We start from the raw sequence: 21,181 nt of genomic DNA on the forward strand, positions 1-21,181 counted from the left end.
TCAAAGGAAGCCCGCCGCTGAGTATTCTCAGTGGTACTAAGAGGTAGCTAGCCTCCTTAAACAAATAGCCTGCATGTTCTTACATGCTCAACCATGCGTTCCTTACGGTTCGCCTTTTCACCACCCAACTGGGGGAGTTTTCCCCAGTTGGGGGTGACTCCTTCAAAACCAAATTATGGAGTCACCAATGGAATATATCTTCGGATTTATTATCCAAATCGCGGGCATTATGTTGCTAGCAAAACTGAGCTGGTCGCTTTTGCGATTGCTTGCTCGTCAAAGCGTGCGTCCGTTTCGATTTGTACTTACTCAAATCAAGCGATTGCTCACACCAACACCAAAACGTCGTCCAATGGCAGTGCCTAAAGCTCCTGGTATGCCCCGTTTGACATCTGCGTTTTACAAAGAGCCACATCAGTACGACATGGCTTTACTCGAAATACCAACCTATCTGCGTCGTCAGTCTTCTTTGCCCAGCCGGGTAGAAGCGACTGTGTGCACAGAGTTCAACTAAGACGAGGAGAACATCATGAAAAACCAAGTAACACTCATAGGCTACGTTGGCGCTGAGCCAGAGACACGAGCCTATCCATCAGGTGATTTAGTGACCAGTATTTCACTGGCCACTTCTGAGAAATGGCGCGACCGTCAATCCAATGAGCTCAAAGAGCATACGGAATGGCATCGGGTCGTTTTTCGAGATCGTGGTGGATTTAAGTTAGGGCTAAGAGCAAAAGATTTAATCCAAAAGGGAGCGAAGCTTTTTGTTCAAGGGCCTCAGCGCACGCGTTCATGGGAGAAAGATGGCATTAAGCATCGATTGACCGAAGTGGACGCGGACGAGTTTCTGCTTCTTGATAGTGTGAACAAAGCATCTGAGCCATCACCGGCGGATGATGCGAGCTCCCAAGCTAATTGGGCACAAACTTATCCTGAACCAGATTTTTAACCGAGCAAAAACGCTTTAACCCAGCCGGGAGTACTTTCCCGTCAGGGGCAGACTCCCACTTTGATTGTCGGAGTCCATAATGGAAAAACCAAAGCTAATCCAACGCTTTGCTGAGCGCTTTAGTGTCGATCCAAACAAATTGTTCGATACCCTAAAAGCAACAGCATTCAAGCAACGTGACGGTAGTGCACCGACCAATGAGCAGATGATGGCGCTCTTGGTGGTTGCAGATCAGTACGGCTTGAACCCTTTCACCAAAGAGATTTTTGCGTTCCCTGATAAACAAGCTGGAATTATTCCAGTGGTAGGTGTCGATGGATGGTCTCGCATCATCAATCAACACGACCAGTTTGATGGCATGGAGTTTAAGACTTCAGAAAACAAAGTCTCACTGGATGGCGCGAAAGAATGCCCTGAATGGATGGAATGCATCATCTATCGGCGCGACCGTTCGCACCCAGTCAAAATCACTGAGTATCTGGATGAAGTCTATCGACCGCCTTTTGAAGGTAACGGCAAAAATGGCCCTTACCGGGTAGATGGTCCATGGCAGACGCACACTAAGCGAATGCTAAGACATAAATCCATGATCCAGTGTTCCCGCATTGCGTTTGGCTTTGTGGGAATTTTCGATCAAGACGAAGCGGAGCGAATTATCGAAGGCCAAGCAACACACGTTGTTGAGCCATCGGTGATTCCACCCGAGCAAGTTGATGATCGAACCCGAGGGCTTGTTTACAAGCTTATCGAGCGGGCGGAAACTTCAAACGCTTGGAATAGTGCATTGGAATATGCCAATGAACATTTTCAAGGTGTTGAACTGACGTTTGCGAAACAAGAAATATTTAATGCACAGCAACAAGCAGCCAAAGCGCTCACACAGCCTTTAGCTTCTTAGAGCCACGCATTCATTTTACTAACCCTGGCGGGATTATTCTCCCGTCAGGGGGAAGGTCTCGTCTTTTTTTGGAGATCTTCCATGACTAAATCAGCCTCACTTTTTCGCTTGGTATTGGTTGTTGCCCTTGTCGTAGGTTCGATTCAAGCCGGTAAAACGGCAATTGATTCGCTTCAAGCAAGTGTTGTTCAGCACCAAACAGCGTTAGCACAAGCTGCAAAGTAACCACTTAACCCTGAAGGGGAGTTCTCTCCTTCGGGGGAGTCTCCCTTCAAAGGAGGCAATATGAAGGTTATCGACCTATCACAACGTACTCCTGCATGGCACCAGTGGCGCATTGCAGGGGTTACGGCATCTGAAGCCCCAATTATTATGGGGCGTTCACCCTACAAAACACCTTGGCGATTATGGGCAGAAAAAACTGGATTCGTATTACCGGAAGACCTGTCGAATAATCCAAATGTGCTTCGCGGTATACGGTTGGAGCCTCAAGCAAGGCGAGCATTTGAAAATGCGCATAATGACTTTCTTCTGCCGTTATGTGCAGAAGCCGATCATAACGCAATCTTTCGAGCCAGCTTTGATGGCATCAACGATGCGGGCGAGCCCGTTGAACTGAAATGTCCTTGCCAGTCAGTTTTTGAGGATGTGCAAGCTCATCGAGAACAAAGCGAGGCGTACCAGTTGTATTGGGTGCAAGTACAGCATCAAATACTGGTCGCCAATAGCACGCGTGGTTGGTTGGTATTCTATTTTGAGGATCAACTGATTGAGTTTGAAATACAACGAGACGCGGCGTTCTTAACTGAATTGCAAGAAACAGCGCTTCAGTTTTGGGAGTTAGTACAGACCAAAAAAGAACCGTCAAAATGCCCTGAGCAAGATTGTTTTGTTCCTAAGGGTGAAGCCCAATACCGTTGGACATCGCTGTCTCGACAGTATTGCTCAGCACATGCCGAAGTGGTCCGACTGGAAAATCACATTAAATCTTTGAAAGAGGAAATGCGAGACGCCCAGTCAAAATTGGTCGCCATGATGGGTAACTACGCTCATGCCGACTATGCTGGGGTCAAACTCAGCCGCTACATGATGGCGGGCACGGTGGACTATAAGCAATTGGCCACCGATAAGTTAGGCGAGCTGGATGAACAGGTTTTAGCCGCTTACCGAAAAGCGCCACAAGAGCGGTTGCGCATTAGCACCAATAAGCCAGAGCAGCCCGTTGAAACACCAATCAAAATCAGCCTTGAGCAAGAGAACTTGGTTCTGCCAGGTGACTCGCCGAGCTCATTTTATTTTTAACGTTCACTTGGAGCCGATTTCGGCTCCTTTCTAATGCGCTCATATGGAGTGCATCAGAAAGCAGTTTCACTCGTAGCCAATGCTGGGTACGAATGATAGAGCGAGCTGAACTCTTACATACACAGCCATACCACAATCAACATACCACCCGACGGGGACTTCATTCCCTGCTGGGGCATGGAGCCTCGTCAAAACTGATGAGGTTTACCATGACTGAACAATCCCCATTTTTGGTTCAAGTGAATCAAGCGTTTAATGTCCCGGCTCCTGATGCTTTCGTTCTGGAAGGATTTAGTGCCGACACTACCCATCCAAACATTCCCGTTCGCAAGGACGAGTATGTTTTTAGAAAAGAAGACTTACGTGACGTATTGGCGTTCTTGTCTAACCCAGACGGTGACGGTTTGTATATTACAGGCCCCACTGGATGCGGGAAGACCTCGCTAATTTGCCAAGTTGCTTCTCGATTGAATTGGCCTGTTCAGCAAATTACTGCGCACGGTCGATTGGAATTGTCCGATCTTATCGGTCACCACACACTGGTTAATGGCAACATGACCTTTGTGTATGGACCGCTGGCACTGGCTGTAAAGCATGGCCATTTGCTGATCATTAATGAAATGGATCTTGCTGAGCCTGCTGAACTGGCTGGGCTCAATGACATTTTGGAAGGTGCCCCTTTGGCCATCGCACAAAATGACGGAGAGATCATCATGCCACACAACAAGTTTCGTTTTATCGCTACCGGCAACAGTGCGGGCAGCGGTGACCAAACGGGCTTGTATCAAGGCGTGCTTCAACAGAATTTGGCTTTCCTTGATCGCTTTAGAATCATTGAAGCGACCTATGCAGAACCATCTGTAGAGGAAGCCATTCTGGAGAACGTTGCGCCGGGCTTACCAGAGGTCTTTCGCCAAAAAATGGTGAAGGTGGCTGGTGACATTCGTCGTCTTTTTATTGGGGGCGCGGATGGCGGTGCAGAGCTTAGTATCACCATGTCCACTCGGACCTTGGTGCGCTGGGCAAAGTTAACACTTGCTTTTAAAGGCGCTCCTAACGCAGTGGAGTATGCACTGGTTCGGTCTTTGACGGCTCGTGCTGAGTTGGAGCAACGTGAAGCCATTCACCGTATTGCCGCTGATGTCTTCGGTGACCACTGGGAGGATTGATGATGGAAAAGTGCTTTGCTCTTTACCGTTACAGTCATTCTGATGGGACAGCCAAAGAATGGGCCATTTACGTTGGATCAGATACCCAGGAGATTGAAGTTCGGTTTGGAAAAGCAGGTCAATTGTCGCAGCAGCGATTAATTGACTCGACTGATCCTAACGCAGAAGCAGACCGAAGAATCAATGAGAAAATCAACAAGGGTTATCGATTTGTTGGACAAGTCGGCATTGATCATCAAGGGCGGCCATTTGAACTATCAAATGCGCTTGATAGCGTCGCGTGCGCCAATAACGTCAGTTGGGAGTTTCGTACTCGCAAGGACGTCAATGGTCAAATCTCGCTGGCGCAAAAAGCGTTGTTCGATATGGCAAAGCTGCTTGAAGCCTATGGCTTGGCTGTTATTGATGATAACCAAGTCAGGATTGGAGAATGGTCATTAGGGTTTTGCAAAAGCGGATTACCTAGTACCAATCAAATCAGCATGGTGTCAGGTGAAGGCGCTGGCATTGTTAACACTGATGATGGCCCGTGGCCATTGTTGCTGTTACTGGCTTTTAAGCGTCAATTACCACCACTGTGTTCGCTCACAGTAGCGAGTCCTGAAGGGATAGAAGTATCCGACCAACTGAAGTTGGAAAAAGATGTATTGCGGTTGCTAGGCAGTGATTTAGAGCGGGTTCGCCCGATAGCTGAAGCACTGGACTTAATGCCTGTGAAAATCGATCTCAACCAATCGTCGCCTGATTCGCAAAATTACTATTTCTGATAGTGGTATTGCCATTAGCGCGTCAACTACTACCACCCAAACGGGGGCCATTGCTCCTGTTGGGAGTGGTGCGTCCCCATCTCGCATGAGGATGCACTATGAGTATTCAAACCCTCGACAAACTGTTGATTTGTCACATCGACTGTTCCATCTGGAGCGGTAGAAAAAAGCTAAGGCCTGAAGATTTCAGATTAGCCAATGGCAGCCAACTTCCACCGAAGGATGTTGCCAGCTTAGGGAGTAAAAAAATTTGCGACCCAGAGGCATTGGCGAACTTTGAAAGGCTTAAGAAAGAAGCGCAGCGCTTGTGTGAGCAAGTCGGTGTGCGGTTTTTAGGTGGCTATGCCGTCCCTGAAGACCGAATTGATCAGATTGTTCCAGAGCTTGACAGGATCGGTCAGGAGTTTGCGCAGTGCAAGCAGTTGTTCTTGGACAACTATGATCAGGTGACGTTTGACTGGGTTGCGAAACACCCGGAATTTGCAGATGCAATTCGGCGTGCGCTGTCACCCATCGAAGACGTGGAACAACGGCTTCAGTTCGATTATGCCATCTATCGAATGCAACCGGCTGAACAAGCTGGTGGCTTAGATGACAAGGTCAATGGCATGGGACACACCCTATTTAGGGAGGTGGCTCGTGATGCTAATGAACTGTTTGAGCGTTCCGTTGCAGGAAAGAATCAAATCAGTCAGCGTGCCCTTAATCCTCTCAAGCGATTAAGAGACAAGTTGGATGGTTTGTCATTCCTGGATCATCGAGTTCAGCCGATGGTTGAAGCGATGGACAATTTATTTGTTCGTCTGCCGAAGACCGGCCCTGTGACAGACAATCTCTATCACGAACTGATGGCGACCATTTTAATTTTGTCTGATCCAGACAAGATGAGAATGCACGGTGAAGGTCAATTGGATATCAGACAACTGATGCCCAAACCTGAACCTAAACCCGCACAGCCAGTATCTGCTCAGGCAGATAACTTACGTGCAATACCACAACCAACCGTCAGACCAAACCTTGGTTCGACTGTACCAAACTCATTTTATTTCTAACGTCCTTGAGGGCATGTTGCCCTTAAGGGCGCATGTCCTCTGAACTATGTAAGAGGAAATTATGCAATCAACCATCCATAACCCCAGCCAACTGAACCAGTTTGAACCGCATTTTCGTGGTGTGACTGATGCGGTTGAAAGTGAATCGATACCAGAAGTGGCGTGTTGTCGAACGTTAGTACAACGATCGTACTCAACACATAGTGTCGTGATCCCCAAGAACCCTGTATTGATCGCAGATGCGGACGGGCAAGGTGTTTGGGTAACGGCCATGGTGTTTGTTCCAAACATGGCATTGCAGCAAACCGCTCATGAGCGGGCCTGGCTGCAATATCAACACGAGGTGTCTACTCAGTTACAAGACCAGTATGGTCTGACATTGGATGACATCCTGAGTTTAGACCAGCTTAAAACGTCATTTGAGCAGCACGAGAGTACCGCTCAATTGGTGGCTTGGTTAGGTCAAAAATACGACCTGGTTAAGCTAAAAGCACAGGTTTAAACACTTACATTCCCAGCGGGGAAACGCTCCCGCTGAGGGAGTATTCCCCCTAATGATTAGGAGACTCCCATGAATCATCCATTAAAAAATGCACTGCCAATCGTTGCCGCCGCTTATGGCGAAAAGTTTGGTGTGAAGGTGCTTATTCAAGGACAAGATGCGTTTACCGATGGTGAGCGGATTGTGATCCCAACAGCAAACCCAGACGACCCACACTATCAACAAATAGCTTGGGGTTATCTGGCTCATGAAGCGGCGCATATTCGGCATACCAATTTTGACATGGTGAAGAAGGCGTCGTCTAAGCCGATCCGTAAGGCACTTCTCAATATTATTGAGGATGTGCGCATTGAAAACGAATTGGCAAAGGATTACCCCGGAACCCGGCGCAGTATTTCGCAAGTGATTGAGTACATGGTGGACACACAGCAAATGTGTGTACCTGAACAGCCTGAGCCTGCATCTAACTTGCAAGCCTGGTTGTTGTTTCGCTTGAGATGCCATTTTCTGGGCCAGAAAGCGCTGACGCCTTTGTATCAAGCTGTTGATGAAAGAGTGAGACAACTCTTTCCTGCCGCAGCGATGAGCCGGTTAAGCGCCATGCTGACAGCAGTGCCTAGCCTGGCATCTACAGGTGAAGTGCTGAAACTTGTCGATGCCATCGTTGCCATGTTGGAAGAAGAATCTCGTCCACCACAGGATGAGTCTGATGCTGATGGCGGTGATGACATTGGACAAGATGCGAGTAATGACAGCAATAGCAGTAGTGACAGTCAAACCCCGGAAACAAGTTCGTCTGCAACAGGGGATGCTGCTGAAACGAGTGATTCAGATAACTCTGATCAAGCTGATAATTTGCGACAAGCCTTAGAGGCCAGTGCCGCTCACTTTGAACCCGATACCTTTGCACAAGTGGCAGAAGTGTTGTCGGAACAAGCAGAAGGACATCAGGGCGTCACTCCACTCAGTTTGCCCCAAGCAGAGCAAGCTATGTTGGGTGATGAGGCTATCTTGACCTTATCGGCGTCTGAGTCGGCTCAAATTCGAGCCCGACTTAGGGGCATGGTTCAGTCCAGTCAGGACAATCGGAATCATGCCAAACGGTACGGTCTTCGAGTGGCAACTCATCGTCTTGCCGCTTCACAAGCAGGTGAGTCGAGATTGTTTATTCAAAGGCAGCCCCGCATTGCGCCTAATGCTGCTGTGCACTTGCTTGTCGATATATCGGGCTCAATGGGTAAGCCCATTGGCGAAGGTAATCGCAAGTATTTTCATGTTGCCAATGAAGCCGCTTTGGCTTTAGCCATGGCATTGGAAGGTATACCGGGTGTTGTACCTGCGGTCAGTTATTTTCCTGGTATTCATCAGGAAGTTTCTATCGCGTTATTGCCCAAGCAATCGGTTCGACATCGGGCCGCCTGTTTTGACCAAAAACCAAGAGGTTGTACGCCTATGGCACAAGCTATGTGGTTTGCGGCAAACAGTTTGTTGGCACAAAAACAGAAGCGAAAGCTAATGATAGTGCTAACGGATGGTGACCCAGATGATTGGGCTGCCACGCATGACATTGTTGACCGGTGCAGACGCAGTGGCTTTGAGCTGCTGGGGATCGGGATTCAAACACGCAGTGTTGAGAAATTCTTTCCTCGAAGCATCGTGATTAACGACGTCAAAGATCTGAAGCGTGAGTTATTCGAAGTAACACAACAACTGATAATTCAGTAACCACATCCATTTTACCACCCTGCGGGGACGATTCCGTCCCCGCCTGGGCATGGGTTCGTCTCCGTTTTTTTTGGAGACTCCTATGAAAAACAGAAAGTTCTTAGCTGGCGAAGAAGCCGGTACTTACATCGTTCCTGAGCAAGTGACTGAAGCGGATATCTTAGATATGGCGCTCAAGCTTGCCCGTGGTCGATTGAGTAAAGGTCGAAAAATTGAACAGCCATCGTCGGCGTTCTCATACCTGCAAACACTGATGCACGAGTATGAGCACGAAGTCTTTGGCGTACTGTTTCTTGATACAAAGCATCGCGTTATTCGATTTGAAGAGCTGTTCAAAGGCACTTTAGATGCAGCGAGCGTTTATCCAAGGGAAGTAACAAAACGAGCGCTAGAACTTAATGCGGCAGCAGTGATACTGGTTCATAACCATCCATCGGGTGATCCTGAACCCAGTGAAGCTGATAAACGCATCACTCATCGACTCCGTGACGCCTTGTCACTTGTTGATATTCGAACGCTTGACCATGTCGTGGTCGCATCCGAGGGCTGCGTTTCGCTTGCCGAACGCGGTTATCTTTAATGAATGGGCGCATTGCCCATTCTCCTTCATCACAAAAGCAGTCCTATCAACACACGTCATCACAGCTCGAATTTCTATTTGAGTTTGATGATGCCCCAGTCACTTGGTCTGACACGGAAATCTGGCAGTTACGCGAAGGCATTCTATTGGATGCGATCCGTGTATTGCTGGACGGTCGTGTCAGTACTCGATTGCGAAGGGATGTGTTGTCGTGGATTCAAAATGACGAATTAACGCCATTTTGCTTTCGTGTTTGCGCGATGGCTGCGGTTGTCGATCCTGATGTGCTTCGTGATTCCATCATGTGGCTATTAAGACGACATGGTATCCAGCTTGACTAACGTTCCTGCATTAACCAAACGGCTCAATGCAGGACCCAAGCTGACTTTTACCACCAGTGGTAGGAGTCGGCTTTTTACTTAAGGAGGTTATATGGCGTTACCTTTACAAATTGAAACAGTAAGGCCATATCTTAATGGCCAATGGCTTCAAGTATTAGCGGTATTGGTGCCAGAACTTGATGCCGCCATTGCTCGAAAGGGCCGTCATGTGGCTTGTCCTGTTCATGGCGGTCGTGATGGCTTTAGGCTATTCAAAGATGCTGAATATACCGGAGGTGGCGTTTGTAACACCTGCGGTATCTTTCATGATGGTTTTGAACTGTTGTCTTGGATTAATGGATGGAACTTTGCTCAGTCTATTGAAGCAATCGGCCAGGTTCTTGGTATTCAACCCGGACAAATACAAGCGCCTATTCGGCCAATACCGAGTAACGCAGTTGATTGGAAGGCTAGAAAGCAGGACGAGGACAAAGCGATTATCCATCGCTTGAATCAAACCTGGGGAGAAACGTTTTCTCTTGCAGATACTCGTGCGCAACCAGTTTGGAACTACATGCATCGTCGTGGCATTGTTACCCGGCTTCGTCCTGAATGGGATTCGGTGCTGAGGTATCATCCAAACTTGCCTTACCATGATGAAGATGGCTTGTTTATCGATAGCTACCCAGCGCTGCTAGGTAAAATCGTTACTCAGCAAGGGCGTTCGGCCACGTTTCATCGGATCTACCTAAGTGAAGATGGATTCAAAGCGCCGGTTGAAAAGCCTAAAAAGATGATGCCGATACCAAGTGACAGAACAATCACTGGTGGTGCCATTCCGATAGGTGAGCCTGGTGAGGTATTAGGTGTTTCTGAAGGCATCGAAACAGCTTTAGCGGTTACCAGAGCTACGGGACAGACATGTTGGTCGGTTGTGAATGCAACGCTACTGGCTAGGTTTGAACCACCAAGTAATGTGAAAATGCTGTACATCTGGGCAGATCACGATCTCTCTGAGACCGGCCTGAATGCAGCGAATGAACTCAAGAAAAAAGCCTGGCAAAAAGGCATTCTGACACAAGTTCTGATCCCTCCGATACCAACGTCACTTGGCGTGAAAAGTTGGGATTGGAATGATGTGCTGAATGTTTACGGAGCCATGGGCTTTCCGAAAGTTCATATCTGATCTAAGGGGCTTCGGCCCCTTTTTTTGCGCCTTGCATATTTGAAAAATCATGGAGAATGAAAAATAGATAACCAATAGGAGAAACAAACATGATGGTATTAACCCTGTTAACAAAGCAGATTGATGGTGAGTTTACGGTTTACTGGAAGACCGGCCTTCGAAGAGGTGGTGAACTAAAGGTCGATTTAGGTGAGCAATACGACAAGCTAACTGAGCAGCAAAAGCCAATTGCAGCTGAGCTCTATGCGATTCATCACCTACTGTCAGTGAAAGAGGTGATGGGGAGTAACCGAAGCGGTAATGGGCTTCAAATCCGGGTCAGTAAAGGAGCTATCAAAAAGTTACAGAAACAACGCTCAACTCAGCATTCACTTTACAGCCTGACTAGGTTTTTGCTCACTCGATACCAGGAAGCACAGATATCGGTAGAGAAACGGGAAGATTGGCTCTCATATTCCTTCGAAGAATACAGCGTCGATAATGCTACCGTGAGAGAAATCGATGAGGTCATCAACGTTCCGAACATTGGGCCTGTCGTGGTGACTCGTCATGCACTGGAAAGGTTTGTGGAACGGCTTTCAGGCGGTGTACCTAAGCATCCTTGGAAGGCTTTGTGCGCTAAATTGTGTAGCACAGAATTGGCAAAATCTTTATTGCCAGAATGTATAGCTTCAAAGAAAGCAAAAAAATATTTCGTACAGGCAGAGTTTTGGTGTCATGGGAGCTCTGGTATGCACTTTGTGATGGTGCCATCAGCCAAAGCACTTACGTTAGTAACAGTGTTTAATAGATAGTCAGAAACACACACGATTCCTTCATCTATCTGGCCAATCGCTCTTACGGGGATCTTTAGCATGTTAGCTCTGTGAAATTTCTGGAGCTGACAATGAGAACGCCTTTGTTACCTTGGTTCATCCTATGGGTGACCATCCCAATCATTATTTTCTTTCTATTCATCTTGCCCGCCTATGCTAGTGATGGGCAATTCTATCAGCGTGGTCAGGAAGGTTGGTTTTGGTATCAGGTCATTCCCGAGCCAGCCGAGTCTGAAGACCTAATGAAGCCGAAATCTGGTGTTGTGGAGCCCACTAAGGACGGGCTAAAGCCTTTCAGTGCTGCCTGGTTTCGTGAGCACATGCAGTCGTTCATGGACAAGGCAATTGATGAGCCGACGAATGAGAACGTCAGAGCCTATCTGTATCTCCAGCGCGTCATGATGGATAAGGGCTCACAGTTTGCTGATGTTAGTCAGCAGGTGGTCATGGGCGATCCTGTTTTGGATGAAATCAGTCGCAGACCCTTGGCGACCTATGCTGCCAATCGGATGGATCGAGAAGCTGGCGCTCAACGTGATGTAGCTTTAGGTGAAGTAGCGAAGCGGGCTGGTTTGTTCTTTTTCTATCGTTCGGATTGCCCTTATTGCCATGCTCAAGCGCCTATCATCGAATCTATGGCCTTGAACTATGGGTTCGAGGTGTTTGCTATTGCTGTCGATGGCTTGCCTTTACCCGGTGGAGAGTTTCCCAATTACAAAGTCGATTCAGGACAAGCACAATCCTTGTCCGTTACGACTGTCCCTGCCGTGTTCTTAGTTGACCCGCCTAACGTTATTACTCCGATTGGACAAGGCGCAATGAGCCTTGATGAGCTCAATAATCGAATCATTCTCGCAGCCCATCAAGCCGGTTGGATTGACGATCAAACTTACTATGCCACCAGACCTGTTCAACCCGGCGTGTCACTCGCGATGTCAGCCCAAGAGCTTAACGAAAAGATATTACAGGACCCTGAGTTCCTTGTTCGCTATCTGCGTGCACAAGGAGGGTTATAACAATGAAAAAAGTAATCCGAGTATCGCTAATCGCCTGTGCGATTGGTTTTTCATCTATGAGCCAAGCAAGCTTGCAACAGGAGATGAACCAGTTGTTTGGTTCAATGACCAACACCACTGCGCCTGGTGTATTCGAGAGTCAGCGGCGTGGCGTTATATCTGGAGGAAGCGTTGTTGTTCGTAACAGGATCATGAACGAGAACCTCGTCTCTATGGTGCCACCGTCATTCCAAGCCGGTTGTGGCGGCATTGATATGTTCGCGGGAAGTTTGTCATTTGTTAACGCGGATCAGTTTGTTCAATTACTTCGCTCTGTTGCTGCAAACGCCAAGGGGTATGCATTCCAATTGGCGCTCAGTGCTATGTGTGAGAAATGCTCTCAGCACATGGAGACACTGCAAAAGAAAATCCAGCAGTTGAACGAGTATTTTGGTAATTCCTGTCAAATGGCTCAGGGAGTCGTGAACGATACCCTGGCTGCTTTTGGTAAAAAGGGGCAAACAGAAGCCAGCATGTTGAGCTCACTTAAAGGGGCTGGGGACATTTTTACCAGTTGGAGTGAGTCCAATGGTAAGAACCCATATGAGAACGCTTCGAGTGTCGCGGCATCTGATGTAAACAGAACGATTAAAGGTAATTTGGTTTGGCGAGCACTGAAACGTCATTCGGCATCAAGCTGGTTTGCATCGGGGGATGACCGTTTTCTTGAAGCAGTTATGTCGGTGACTGGTTCGATCATTGTTGGTGATCTAGCTAATGCCGCTGATGGCCAAGGTAAAGCCCCGAAACTGACCAGACTGAATGGCAATAAAGTGACTATTGAGCATCTAATTCACGGCGGTAACGTCGCTATGTACCGATGTGACACAGTGACACAAGACGGCTGTCTGAATCCGACAATCACTAACGTGACCCTGACGGGGTTATCAACCCAAGTAGAAAATTTACTTCTTGGTACAGGTTCCAGTAACGGCATTATTTTTAAGTTTGCTCGAAATACAGGAGCTGCTAGCACCACCGAAAAGGCTTTTATGACATCGGCTCCTGCGAGCATTGGCGGCATGATTCGAACACTTTCTGCATTAAATGAAGGGGCCGCTAGGTCGTTTGCTTCACGAACGGCACCATTTATTGCTGTTGAGATGGCGCGAGCATTGGTTGAAGACATGCTCAATGCAGCTAGAAGTACCTCCGGTGTGGAAGATCATGCCTATGCGAAGTTATTAACGGAAGACCTTGAACGTGCACGTCGCCAAATCAATGAGGAGTACGCTGCGTTGCAGCGAAGATACGGCTCAGAGCAAGAATTGCTGGCGCATTTTAACCAGGTGATTCAGACCATTCGCAAACAGCGTTATTACACCGTTAAATCTACGGCACTGGGGGAATAGGTCATGTGGGAGATCTATTCCATCGGGGATTCGGCATTTTTAGAGCAGGTCTTGAACGCTGTCGCGATGATTACTGGTACAGGCGACTTTACTTCAATGGTTCGCATTGGCTTGCTCATTGGGGTATTGATGGTCTCTGTTCAGGCCTTAATGCAAGGCGGTCGTGGCATTAACTTTCAACACGTTTTAGTCTCATGGTTAGTCTTTGCAACCATGTTTGGACCCAGTACCCGAGTGAGCATTGAGGATGCGTACACGGGACAAGTTCGAGTGGTTGATAATGTGCCCATCGGTGTTGCTGCCGCAGGCAGTACGATTTCAACTGTCGGCTTTCAAATCACGCGATTGTTTGAAACGGCGTTCTCAACTCCCGCCATGACGGAATACGGCTTTGCATCCAGTTTACAGTCACTGATTAAAGTGAGAAAACAGGTGATGGATCGCTCGGGGTTGGGTGATGCAAATCGTGTCGGTGGCTCAGATATCGAGCAATCGTGGTTTAACTACATCAAAGAATGCACCTTGATTGGCATCGACATCGGCCAAAAGAACCTAGATCAGGTGCTGAGTGATCCTAACCCGATGACTGCGATTAGGTTTGATTCGCGCATATATGGCACACGCATCATGCTCAGTGGTAGCAGTAGCGATCTGGACTGCACCGATGCCTATAGCCAACTGAAACTCATGACAGAATCAACCTTCATTCCGAGGCTTAAACAGGTTCTGTCAGCCTCATTGGGGACTTCGTCAGCCACTGACACTGATGACGTGATCCGAAATGCACTGAATAACCTTGGTTTGGCTTCGGTTAACACCCAAGAGTACATGACCGCGTCAGTGCTTTTGCCTATTTATGAGCAAAGCGTGACGGGCAAGTATATGGATGATCAAGCTTTCACCGCCGCCGTTATGGTTAATCAAGCGATTGAACAGCGCAATACACAATGGGCGGCGGAGCAGACTCTTTTCCAAAGTATCGTTCGTCCGATGATGACGTTTTTTGAGGGTTTCATTTACGCCATCACCCCTTTGATGGCCTTTGTGATAGCCCTTGGCCAAATCGGGATGCGAATGGCTGGGAAGTACTTGTTAATCCTGCTTTGGATTCAACTTTGGATGCCTGTCATGGCTATCATTAACCTGTATATTCATTTAACCGTTGCAGGGAAAATGTCGGCTCTTGATGCCTTTGCAGGTACAGAAGTGCCATCTTTTGCTGGGATGATGCAGATGGATTCAGTGCTGCAAACCTGGATAGCTACTGGCGGCATGTTGGCGTCGAGTGTTCCGGCAATTTCGCTCATGCTCGTGTATGGCTCAGCAATAACTGCAACCCACTTGGCTGGACGTCTTCAAAACGGTGATGCCATTGATGAAAAGATGGCAAGTCCAGATGTCGCGAAAAATGCCCCGGTGATGCAATCACAGTCAATGTTCCAAAATTCAGCCCTCACTGGTTCTGCTATGACCGGCGCGTCAAACCTACTTAGCAGTTTCTCTGTCGGAAATGCGGTGGGTTCAATGGTCGGCTCTGCAAAAGAATCCATGACTCAGGCAACTCAAGCCTTTAGCCGTCAGGTTGGCAATACCATGAGTCGAACCTTTGGTGAAAAGCTAAGTTACGACAACCTGTCTTCAGTTGGACGTCAGATCGGTTCTTCTAATTCCGCATCTAGCGCCGTTGTTAATCAGGTTACTGATGACCTGCAAACACGGTATGGTTTCGGAGACGATAAAAAAGACGCTGTACGTGGCTTGGTATCGGGCGTGTTATCGGGAGGCCTAAGGGTCGGTGGAGATGGAACCATTACAAATACCGGTGATAAAGAAGTAGCAGATAAAGGGTTCTTGGGAAGATTACTTGGTACAGGGGGGAATGACTCCCCACAAGGTAACTTGCCTGGAGTCGATAAGCCTGAATCCTCAAGAGTGCCAAAAATATCACGGCTACGAGCAGGCTTGGATTTAGGTGGAAACTTTAGTGGCCAAGTTGAGTCGTCAGAAGGCAGTTCTCGATCTACGACCGCAAATACGCTCACTGGGGAGATGCAAAGCTTGGCATCGAGTGATTCACGACGTGCTGAGTATCGCGATGCAATGGTTAAGGACCTTTCAGATTCAAGACGTTCTGGCGTTGAAATGTCGTTGTCTAACCAAGACTATCAGTCACTTCAGAGTTCAGCACAAGACGTTATCACGGCATCAAACCGCTTTAGTGAGCTTGATCAGGCCAGCTACAGTCTATCAGGACAAAGGAACACGGATGGTGCGACGTTAACTCGATTAGCAGCGGATAATCCTGAAGTCATGGATTATTTAGGTCGCTATATGAACCAGCATGTTGAAGCAGGTAACCGATTACGTGAAAACCTTCCAATGTATCAGCGCTTGCTACCTGATGATAATCAGGCGTATGTGGCCGCAGCTATGGAGTCTTTAACCTATAGCAACTCCTCGACGCCCGCTGAACGAGACAATGACTATCAAGCAGCAATGACTGTTATGGCCATGGCTACCGGAGCCGATTTACGATCTATTCAGCCACGCTCTAATGAAGGCTTGTCATCAACTGCACCTACTTTTGGTGGCACTCAAAGCCAAGTTGAATCCGGTGTTCTGGGAGGCTATGAGGATGCTGCAACAGTTCAAACGCAGTTCAATTCGGCTCAATCCGCTTACCAAACCAATCTTTCTGGTGTAGATGGACAGCTGAATGCGCATCAGCAACAAGCCCAGCAGGCCGTAGCTTCTGACACAAGTACCTATCAATCTGGACTCAACAGTGAAGCTGGCTCTCAGTGGCGATCTCGCATTATGGCTGATGATAGCGGAGTCTCAGGTGCTGAAATGTTCTTCAACAGCGCCAGTGCTATCGGTGATTTCAGTGGCAAGCATACTGATGCAGCTCTGCATACCCTGAATCACTTTGGCGAAGACTATGAGAGTTACAAAGAACAAGCGCTTGAAGATCCTGGCTCACGAGGTTTCTTGCACAACGCTACTGTGGCCAGCAAATCAACCTGGGATGGCTTAAAAGCCGCCGTTGATGCAGGAACCTCTTTGGAAAACCCATTGACGGCGTTTAATGATGCATACAGTGGATCGAGTTCGCAGTATGCCTCCGAAGTAAACTGGGGCACTAAGTCTGAAGCCATGTTGGCGGGGGCATTCGGTGCGGCAGTTAACAATCGATATGGTGAGTTTCTAGAGCAGTATGCTGATGATTTTAAACAGGAAGCATACAGCGAAGGGCAGAGAATGGGATTGACCCCGATTCAAAGTCAAGTTTTCGCTCAAGCTTTCAATGAAGGTTTGGCGGGGCGCGTTTTCAATTCTGAAGACTCATCGAGTTGGTCGCCTGAAATGCTTGGTCTAAGGGAGCAAATGCTAAATGAGTATCGTCAAAAGGATGAGAGTGGCGCTTACATCTCTGACAGTGTGTCTGATGAAGATAAAGCATTTGTGGATAAGCAGATTGCAGTGATCTCAAATGCATCCCTTGCGGGAGATTATGCTCAGAACAACTTGATCGATATTAGGGCATATAACCAGGCATCAGGAAATAAATAAAACAAGGAGTAGAAGCTCAAGGCTAACGAAGTTTTATGGCTTAATTACGTAGATAGGGATATATTTCTCCGTACTTAGATACGGAGAAATATATCACATGTACACAATTGGAAAATTAGCCGAACAAGCTAGTATCAATGTTGAGACTGTTCGTTATTACGAACGACGTGGTCTTATAGAAAAACCTGAAAAACCGCATCTAGGCTACCGACTTTATCCTTTGGCAACATTAAACCGAATAAAATTCATTAAACGTTCCCAAGATCTTGGGTTCACTTTGGAAGAAATCTCCAATTTACTCAGCCTTAATGACACTCCCTGTATAGAAGTGCAAGAAATGACTTTACACAAGCTTGCAAGTGTGAAAGCCAAAATAGCAGGTCTTCGCCGCTTAGAAACCGTTCTCACAGAATTATTGAATGAGTGTAATTCTAATACTAACCAATCCCACTGTCCCATTATTGATTCCCTACTTCCTGAAGATTAATAATGAGTCAAATTTTATCTTGACTCCGTAGTTGGGTACGGGGTTTAAGCTTGTTTTACTAAAGTACGATAAGTAGAGTGAGTTATGTCAAAAAGTAATCCCAACTTTCCAATCATCGGCGGTGTTATTGCCGCTATTGGCGCTGGTCTTTGCTGCGCTGGTCCTTTCGTCTTGTTGCTGCTAGGCGTGAGTGGCTCCTGGATTGGTAATTTAACCTTGTTAGAACCTTATCGTCCCATTTTTATCCTGCTGGTTTTAGCCTTATTTGGCTTCGCAGGCTGGAAGGTCTATCGCCCCGTCGAGGACTGTGAGCCAGGCACCGCCTGTGCAGTTCCTCAAGTGCGAAAACGTCGGCAGGTGATCTTTTGGTTAACGGCACTGACTGCGTTGGTTTTAGTCACCAGTAATTATTGGATTGTCTGGTTTGCCTGATGACGATTTCTAACCTTTTATTTTGATTAAATCTTTATGGCTTGCTCTTGGAGAAAATTATGAAAACACTCGCCCTAATGTCCCTGTTCGTACTGACCAGCCTGAACGCTTTAGCTGCCCCGAAAACAGTTACTTTGGAAGTCCCAACCATGAACTGTGTGACCTGTCCCTTTACCGTGGAAAAAGCCTTACAAAAAGTCGATGGCGTCAGTAAAGCCGAAGTGACCTTTAAGACCAAACTGGCGGTGGTCACCTTCGACGACGAAAAAACCACGGTAAAAGCACTGACCGAAGCCACCACTAACGCGGGTTATCCGTCAACGCTCAAGGAGTAAAGCATAGAAATGCTAATACGGTTACTGACCCGGTTCGGCGATAAGATTAGCTCATTGGGCGCGCTGGTTTCTGCTATGGGATGCGCCATGTGTTTCCCGGCCATTGCCAGTCTGGGCGCTGCGGTAGGACTGGGTTTTCTCAGCCAATGGGAAGGTCTGTTTGTTAGCACGCTATTACCCCTGTTTGCCTGGATTGCCTTGGTACTCAACGGACTTGGCTGGTTCAGCCACCGGCAATGGCACCGTAGTGCGCTGGGTGTGGCCGGCCCCATTTTATTGCTGTTATCGCTCTATCCGTTTTTCCAGTACGGCTGGAGCAGCTATGTCACCTATTCAGCATTAGGCCTGATGGTTGCCGTATCGCTTTGGGATATTTTTTCACCGGCGAATAAACGCTGTGATGATGACAGCTGTGCTGTTTAACACGACGCAATGCCTGACTACTATTTGAGGAAAACGAATGATCTTACTATCGATAGAAGGGATGACCTGTCCAAGTTGCGTCGCCCACGTTAAAGAAGCACTCGATGCGATCGAAGGCGTTAATAAGGTTGAAATATCTTATGAAAACGCCAGAGCAACGATCACCACGAACGGTGGGGTCAGCGTAACCGTTCTCATTGGAGCAATAGAAGCTCTCGGTTATATCGCAAAAGAATCCACTGGCACTGCAAAAGAAATTACTTCACCGAACGACTGCTGTGACAACGAAAATGCAAGCAACACTGAAAGCAACCAAACTCAACATGTGGCGATTATCGGTACGGGTTCCGGCGCTTTTGCCTGCGCTATTAAAGCCGCTGAAGGTGGTGCCAAGGTCACTCTTATTGAGGGAGCCGATGTGATTGGCGGCTGTTGCGTGAATGTCGGCTGCGTACCCTCAAAAATTCTAATCCGCGCCGCTCAATTGGCTCAGCAGCAACGCAATAATCCCTTTACCGGACTGGAAAATCATGCGCCCCAATTGAGTCGAGCCTTGTTGACTCAGCAGCAGACCGCTCGGGTCGAAGAGCTGCGCGCGGCAAAGTACCAGAATATTCTGGAGACAAATCCTGCGCTTAGTTTACTTAAAGGTTGGGCGCAATTTAAAAATGCCAACACCCTGATAGTCAGAAAAAATGATGGAACCGAGCAGGCAGTTCACGCCGATAAAATCCTGATCGCTACCGGCTCCACGCCAACCATTCCTCCTATTGATGGTTTAACTGAAACACCTTATTGGACCTCTACCGAAGCGCTGTTTGCTCAGGAATTGCCGCAGCACCTGGTCGTGATTGGTTCGTCGGTTGTAGCGCTGGAAATTGCCCAGGCTTATCGCCGTTTAGGCAGTGAAGTCACCATATTAGCAAGACATACATTGCTTTATCGGGAAGATCCCTTGCTCGGTGAAAAACTCACCGGATGTTTTGAAAAAGAAGGCATTCGAGTATTAAACAGTACGCAAGCTACCAAGGTGACCCACGATGGAAGCCAATTTACATTGGAAACTAACGCGGGCGATCTACGCTGCGATCGTTTGCTGGTAAGCACCGGGCGACACGCCAATACTTGCCAACTCAATCTGGGCGCGGTGGGTGTTACGACCAACAAAAAGGGCGAAATCGTTGTTAACGAACGCATGGAAACGAATGTTCCCGGTATTTACGCCGCCGGAGACTGCTGCAACATGCCGCAATTCGTCTATGTCGCCGCGGCCGCCGGTAGCCGTTCCGGCATCAACATGACGGGCGGATACGCCAAACTGGATCTATCCACCATGCCAGCAGTGATTTTTACCGATCCCCAGGTGGCAACTGTTGGGCTCACGGAAGAGCAAGCCAACGCACAAGACATTGAAACCGACAGTCGTGTATTGGAGATGGAGAACGTGCCGCGCGCACTGGCGAATTTCGAGACCGATGGTTTTATCAAATTGGTGACGGAAAAAGCCACTGGCCGCCTGATCGGGGCGCAGATTCTGGCGCATGAAGGTGGAGAACTGATCCAGAGTGCGGCGCTGGCGATCCGCAACCGTATGACGGTGACGGAATTAGCCGACCAGCTTTTCCCTTACCTGACTATGGTGGAGGGTTTGAAGCTCTGCGCCCAAACCTTTAACAAGGATGTCAAAGAACTGTCCTGTTGTGCTGGGTAACGAACTTGAGTTGATCCGTATTCATTGATGGAAATGGCATTTTTCATTCGTAGTACGAAAGTGCCAATCAATTTTTTGAGTATAAGTAAAAAAGCAGTCAATTTACTATGACCTTGTTTTTTTAGGGAGGATAGATGAGCGACCATCTGCAAATTCGTTTACCCAGTACCAATATTTTTTTTCGCTCAGGCTTAGTTCTCGACCGGTATCTTTCAGTTGTCTTTGAAATAAATGGATTAGTCCGCTTAAGCCTAAGAAGGCTAAACCGACACATAAAATTGTCCAACTCGCTTGCCAATATGCGATTGCTACAAGCATAGTGATGATGGCTATAAGTCCGATGGGATTACAGGTCGCTTTGAATCCCAAGTAGCTGAAAAAAACGACGGTGCAAATCAGAAATGGCAAAGCCGCTAACTTGGCAGATGCCGTTAATATTTCTGAGGGAAAAAAATGAGCCGCAGCCAAAGTCGCCAGAAAAAGCCCCAGTGATATAAACCAGCAGCGTGCTGGTAAAGATTTAAGTAATTTTATCATCTTAGTACTCT

The 21,181-nt window shown here is 47.8% G+C and carries 23 protein-coding genes; 22 read left to right on the forward strand and 1 reads right to left on the reverse strand.

The annotated features are described in order from the left end of the window. The first annotated feature begins 187 nt into the window (after positions 1 to 187). The 22 genes from JKP77_RS13430 to merA all read left to right on the forward strand — a co-directional run bounded on the left by JKP77_RS13430 (position 188) and on the right by merA (position 20,633). Positions 188 to 514, forward strand: a complete 327-nt coding sequence (locus JKP77_RS13430; protein WP_000455722.1) for a hypothetical protein — start codon at positions 188 to 190, stop codon at positions 512 to 514. A gap of 15 nt (positions 515 to 529) precedes the next feature. Next, entirely contained in the window at positions 530 to 949 is a 420-nt protein-coding gene (locus tag JKP77_RS13435) for a single-stranded DNA-binding protein (RefSeq protein ID WP_000795984.1), read from the forward strand. A 79-nt stretch (positions 950 to 1,028) separates the two neighbouring features. Next, on the forward strand, positions 1,029 to 1,847 hold the full coding sequence (gene bet / locus JKP77_RS13440; RefSeq protein WP_218311699.1) for a phage recombination protein Bet: 819 nt from the start codon (positions 1,029 to 1,031) through the stop codon (positions 1,845 to 1,847). Between the two features lie 81 nt (positions 1,848 to 1,928). Next, complete coding sequence (locus JKP77_RS13445; RefSeq protein WP_000167276.1) at positions 1,929 to 2,072, forward strand: hypothetical protein; 144 nt, start codon at positions 1,929 to 1,931, stop codon at positions 2,070 to 2,072. A 60-nt stretch (positions 2,073 to 2,132) separates the two neighbouring features. Then, the gene (locus tag JKP77_RS13450; protein ID WP_000862954.1) at positions 2,133 to 3,149 is read left to right on the forward strand and encodes a YqaJ viral recombinase family nuclease; all 1,017 of its coding nucleotides are present in this window, start codon (positions 2,133 to 2,135) and stop codon (positions 3,147 to 3,149) included. A 209-nt stretch (positions 3,150 to 3,358) separates the two neighbouring features. Next, on the forward strand, positions 3,359 to 4,318 hold the full coding sequence (locus tag JKP77_RS13455; protein ID WP_218311700.1) for an AAA family ATPase: 960 nt from the start codon (positions 3,359 to 3,361) through the stop codon (positions 4,316 to 4,318). A gap of 2 nt (positions 4,319 to 4,320) precedes the next feature. After that, the gene (locus JKP77_RS13460) at positions 4,321 to 5,085 is read left to right on the forward strand and encodes a hypothetical protein (RefSeq protein WP_001901423.1); all 765 of its coding nucleotides are present in this window, start codon (positions 4,321 to 4,323) and stop codon (positions 5,083 to 5,085) included. Between the two features lie 98 nt (positions 5,086 to 5,183). Continuing rightward, entirely contained in the window at positions 5,184 to 6,137 is a 954-nt protein-coding gene (locus tag JKP77_RS13465; protein ID WP_000027441.1) for a DUF3150 domain-containing protein, read from the forward strand. 61 nt (positions 6,138 to 6,198) lie between these two features. Next, positions 6,199 to 6,639 carry a hypothetical protein gene (locus JKP77_RS13470; RefSeq protein WP_024023027.1) on the forward strand — a complete coding sequence of 147 codons (441 nt, stop codon included), beginning with the start codon at positions 6,199 to 6,201 and terminating at the stop codon, positions 6,637 to 6,639. Between the two features lie 69 nt (positions 6,640 to 6,708). Then, a complete protein-coding gene (locus tag JKP77_RS13475; RefSeq protein ID WP_053410252.1) occupies positions 6,709 to 8,364 on the forward strand; it encodes a VWA domain-containing protein in 1,656 nt (551 codons plus the stop codon). Between the two features lie 82 nt (positions 8,365 to 8,446). After that, on the forward strand, positions 8,447 to 8,944 hold the full coding sequence (gene radC, locus JKP77_RS13480) for a RadC family protein (protein ID WP_000797298.1): 498 nt from the start codon (positions 8,447 to 8,449) through the stop codon (positions 8,942 to 8,944). After that, a complete protein-coding gene (locus JKP77_RS13485; protein ID WP_024023025.1) occupies positions 8,944 to 9,285 on the forward strand; it encodes a hypothetical protein in 342 nt (113 codons plus the stop codon). Before radC ends, JKP77_RS13485 begins: the two co-directional genes overlap by 1 nt. 91 nt (positions 9,286 to 9,376) lie before the next feature. Next, positions 9,377 to 10,450, forward strand: coding sequence for a DUF7146 domain-containing protein (locus JKP77_RS13490; RefSeq protein WP_024023024.1), 1,074 nt, complete (start codon positions 9,377 to 9,379; stop codon positions 10,448 to 10,450). 89 nt (positions 10,451 to 10,539) lie between these two features. Then, positions 10,540 to 11,244 (forward strand): hypothetical protein, encoded by a 705-nt coding sequence (locus JKP77_RS13495; protein WP_024023022.1) that lies wholly within the window; start codon positions 10,540 to 10,542, stop codon positions 11,242 to 11,244. A gap of 92 nt (positions 11,245 to 11,336) precedes the next feature. After that, entirely contained in the window at positions 11,337 to 12,281 is a 945-nt protein-coding gene (locus JKP77_RS13500) for a thioredoxin family protein (RefSeq protein WP_024023021.1), read from the forward strand. A gap of 2 nt (positions 12,282 to 12,283) precedes the next feature. Continuing rightward, positions 12,284 to 13,672 (forward strand): conjugal transfer protein TraH, encoded by a 1,389-nt coding sequence (locus JKP77_RS13505; protein ID WP_024023020.1) that lies wholly within the window; start codon positions 12,284 to 12,286, stop codon positions 13,670 to 13,672. A gap of 3 nt (positions 13,673 to 13,675) precedes the next feature. Then, the gene (locus JKP77_RS13510; protein ID WP_109247963.1) at positions 13,676 to 17,245 is read left to right on the forward strand and encodes a conjugal transfer protein TraG N-terminal domain-containing protein; all 3,570 of its coding nucleotides are present in this window, start codon (positions 13,676 to 13,678) and stop codon (positions 17,243 to 17,245) included. A gap of 97 nt (positions 17,246 to 17,342) precedes the next feature. Beyond that, on the forward strand, positions 17,343 to 17,732 hold the full coding sequence (gene merR / locus JKP77_RS13515) for an Hg(II)-responsive transcriptional regulator (RefSeq protein ID WP_028867973.1): 390 nt from the start codon (positions 17,343 to 17,345) through the stop codon (positions 17,730 to 17,732). Between the two features lie 84 nt (positions 17,733 to 17,816). Next, entirely contained in the window at positions 17,817 to 18,164 is a 348-nt protein-coding gene (locus JKP77_RS13520; RefSeq protein ID WP_028867974.1) for a mercuric transporter MerT family protein, read from the forward strand. 59 nt (positions 18,165 to 18,223) lie between these two features. After that, positions 18,224 to 18,499 (forward strand): mercury resistance system periplasmic binding protein MerP, encoded by a 276-nt coding sequence (merP, locus tag JKP77_RS13525; RefSeq protein WP_028867975.1) that lies wholly within the window; start codon positions 18,224 to 18,226, stop codon positions 18,497 to 18,499. Positions 18,500 to 18,508: 9 nt separating this feature from the next. Next, the gene (gene merC / locus JKP77_RS13530) at positions 18,509 to 18,922 is read left to right on the forward strand and encodes an organomercurial transporter MerC (protein WP_154622165.1); all 414 of its coding nucleotides are present in this window, start codon (positions 18,509 to 18,511) and stop codon (positions 18,920 to 18,922) included. Between the two features lie 37 nt (positions 18,923 to 18,959). Next, a complete protein-coding gene (gene merA / locus JKP77_RS13535; protein WP_028867977.1) occupies positions 18,960 to 20,633 on the forward strand; it encodes a mercury(II) reductase in 1,674 nt (557 codons plus the stop codon). Positions 20,634 to 20,738: 105 nt separating this feature from the next. Here the strand turns inward: merA and eexR are convergent, their stop codons facing one another. Then, the gene (gene eexR / locus JKP77_RS13540) at positions 20,739 to 21,170 is read right to left on the reverse strand and encodes an entry exclusion protein EexR (protein WP_040132805.1); all 432 of its coding nucleotides are present in this window, start codon (positions 21,168 to 21,170) and stop codon (positions 20,739 to 20,741) included. Positions 21,171 to 21,181 lie beyond the last annotated feature (11 nt).

It is taken from the genome of Alteromonas antoniana (assembly GCF_019249295.1).
GTDB classification, from domain to species: Bacteria; Pseudomonadota; Gammaproteobacteria; order Enterobacterales; family Alteromonadaceae; genus Alteromonas; species Alteromonas antoniana.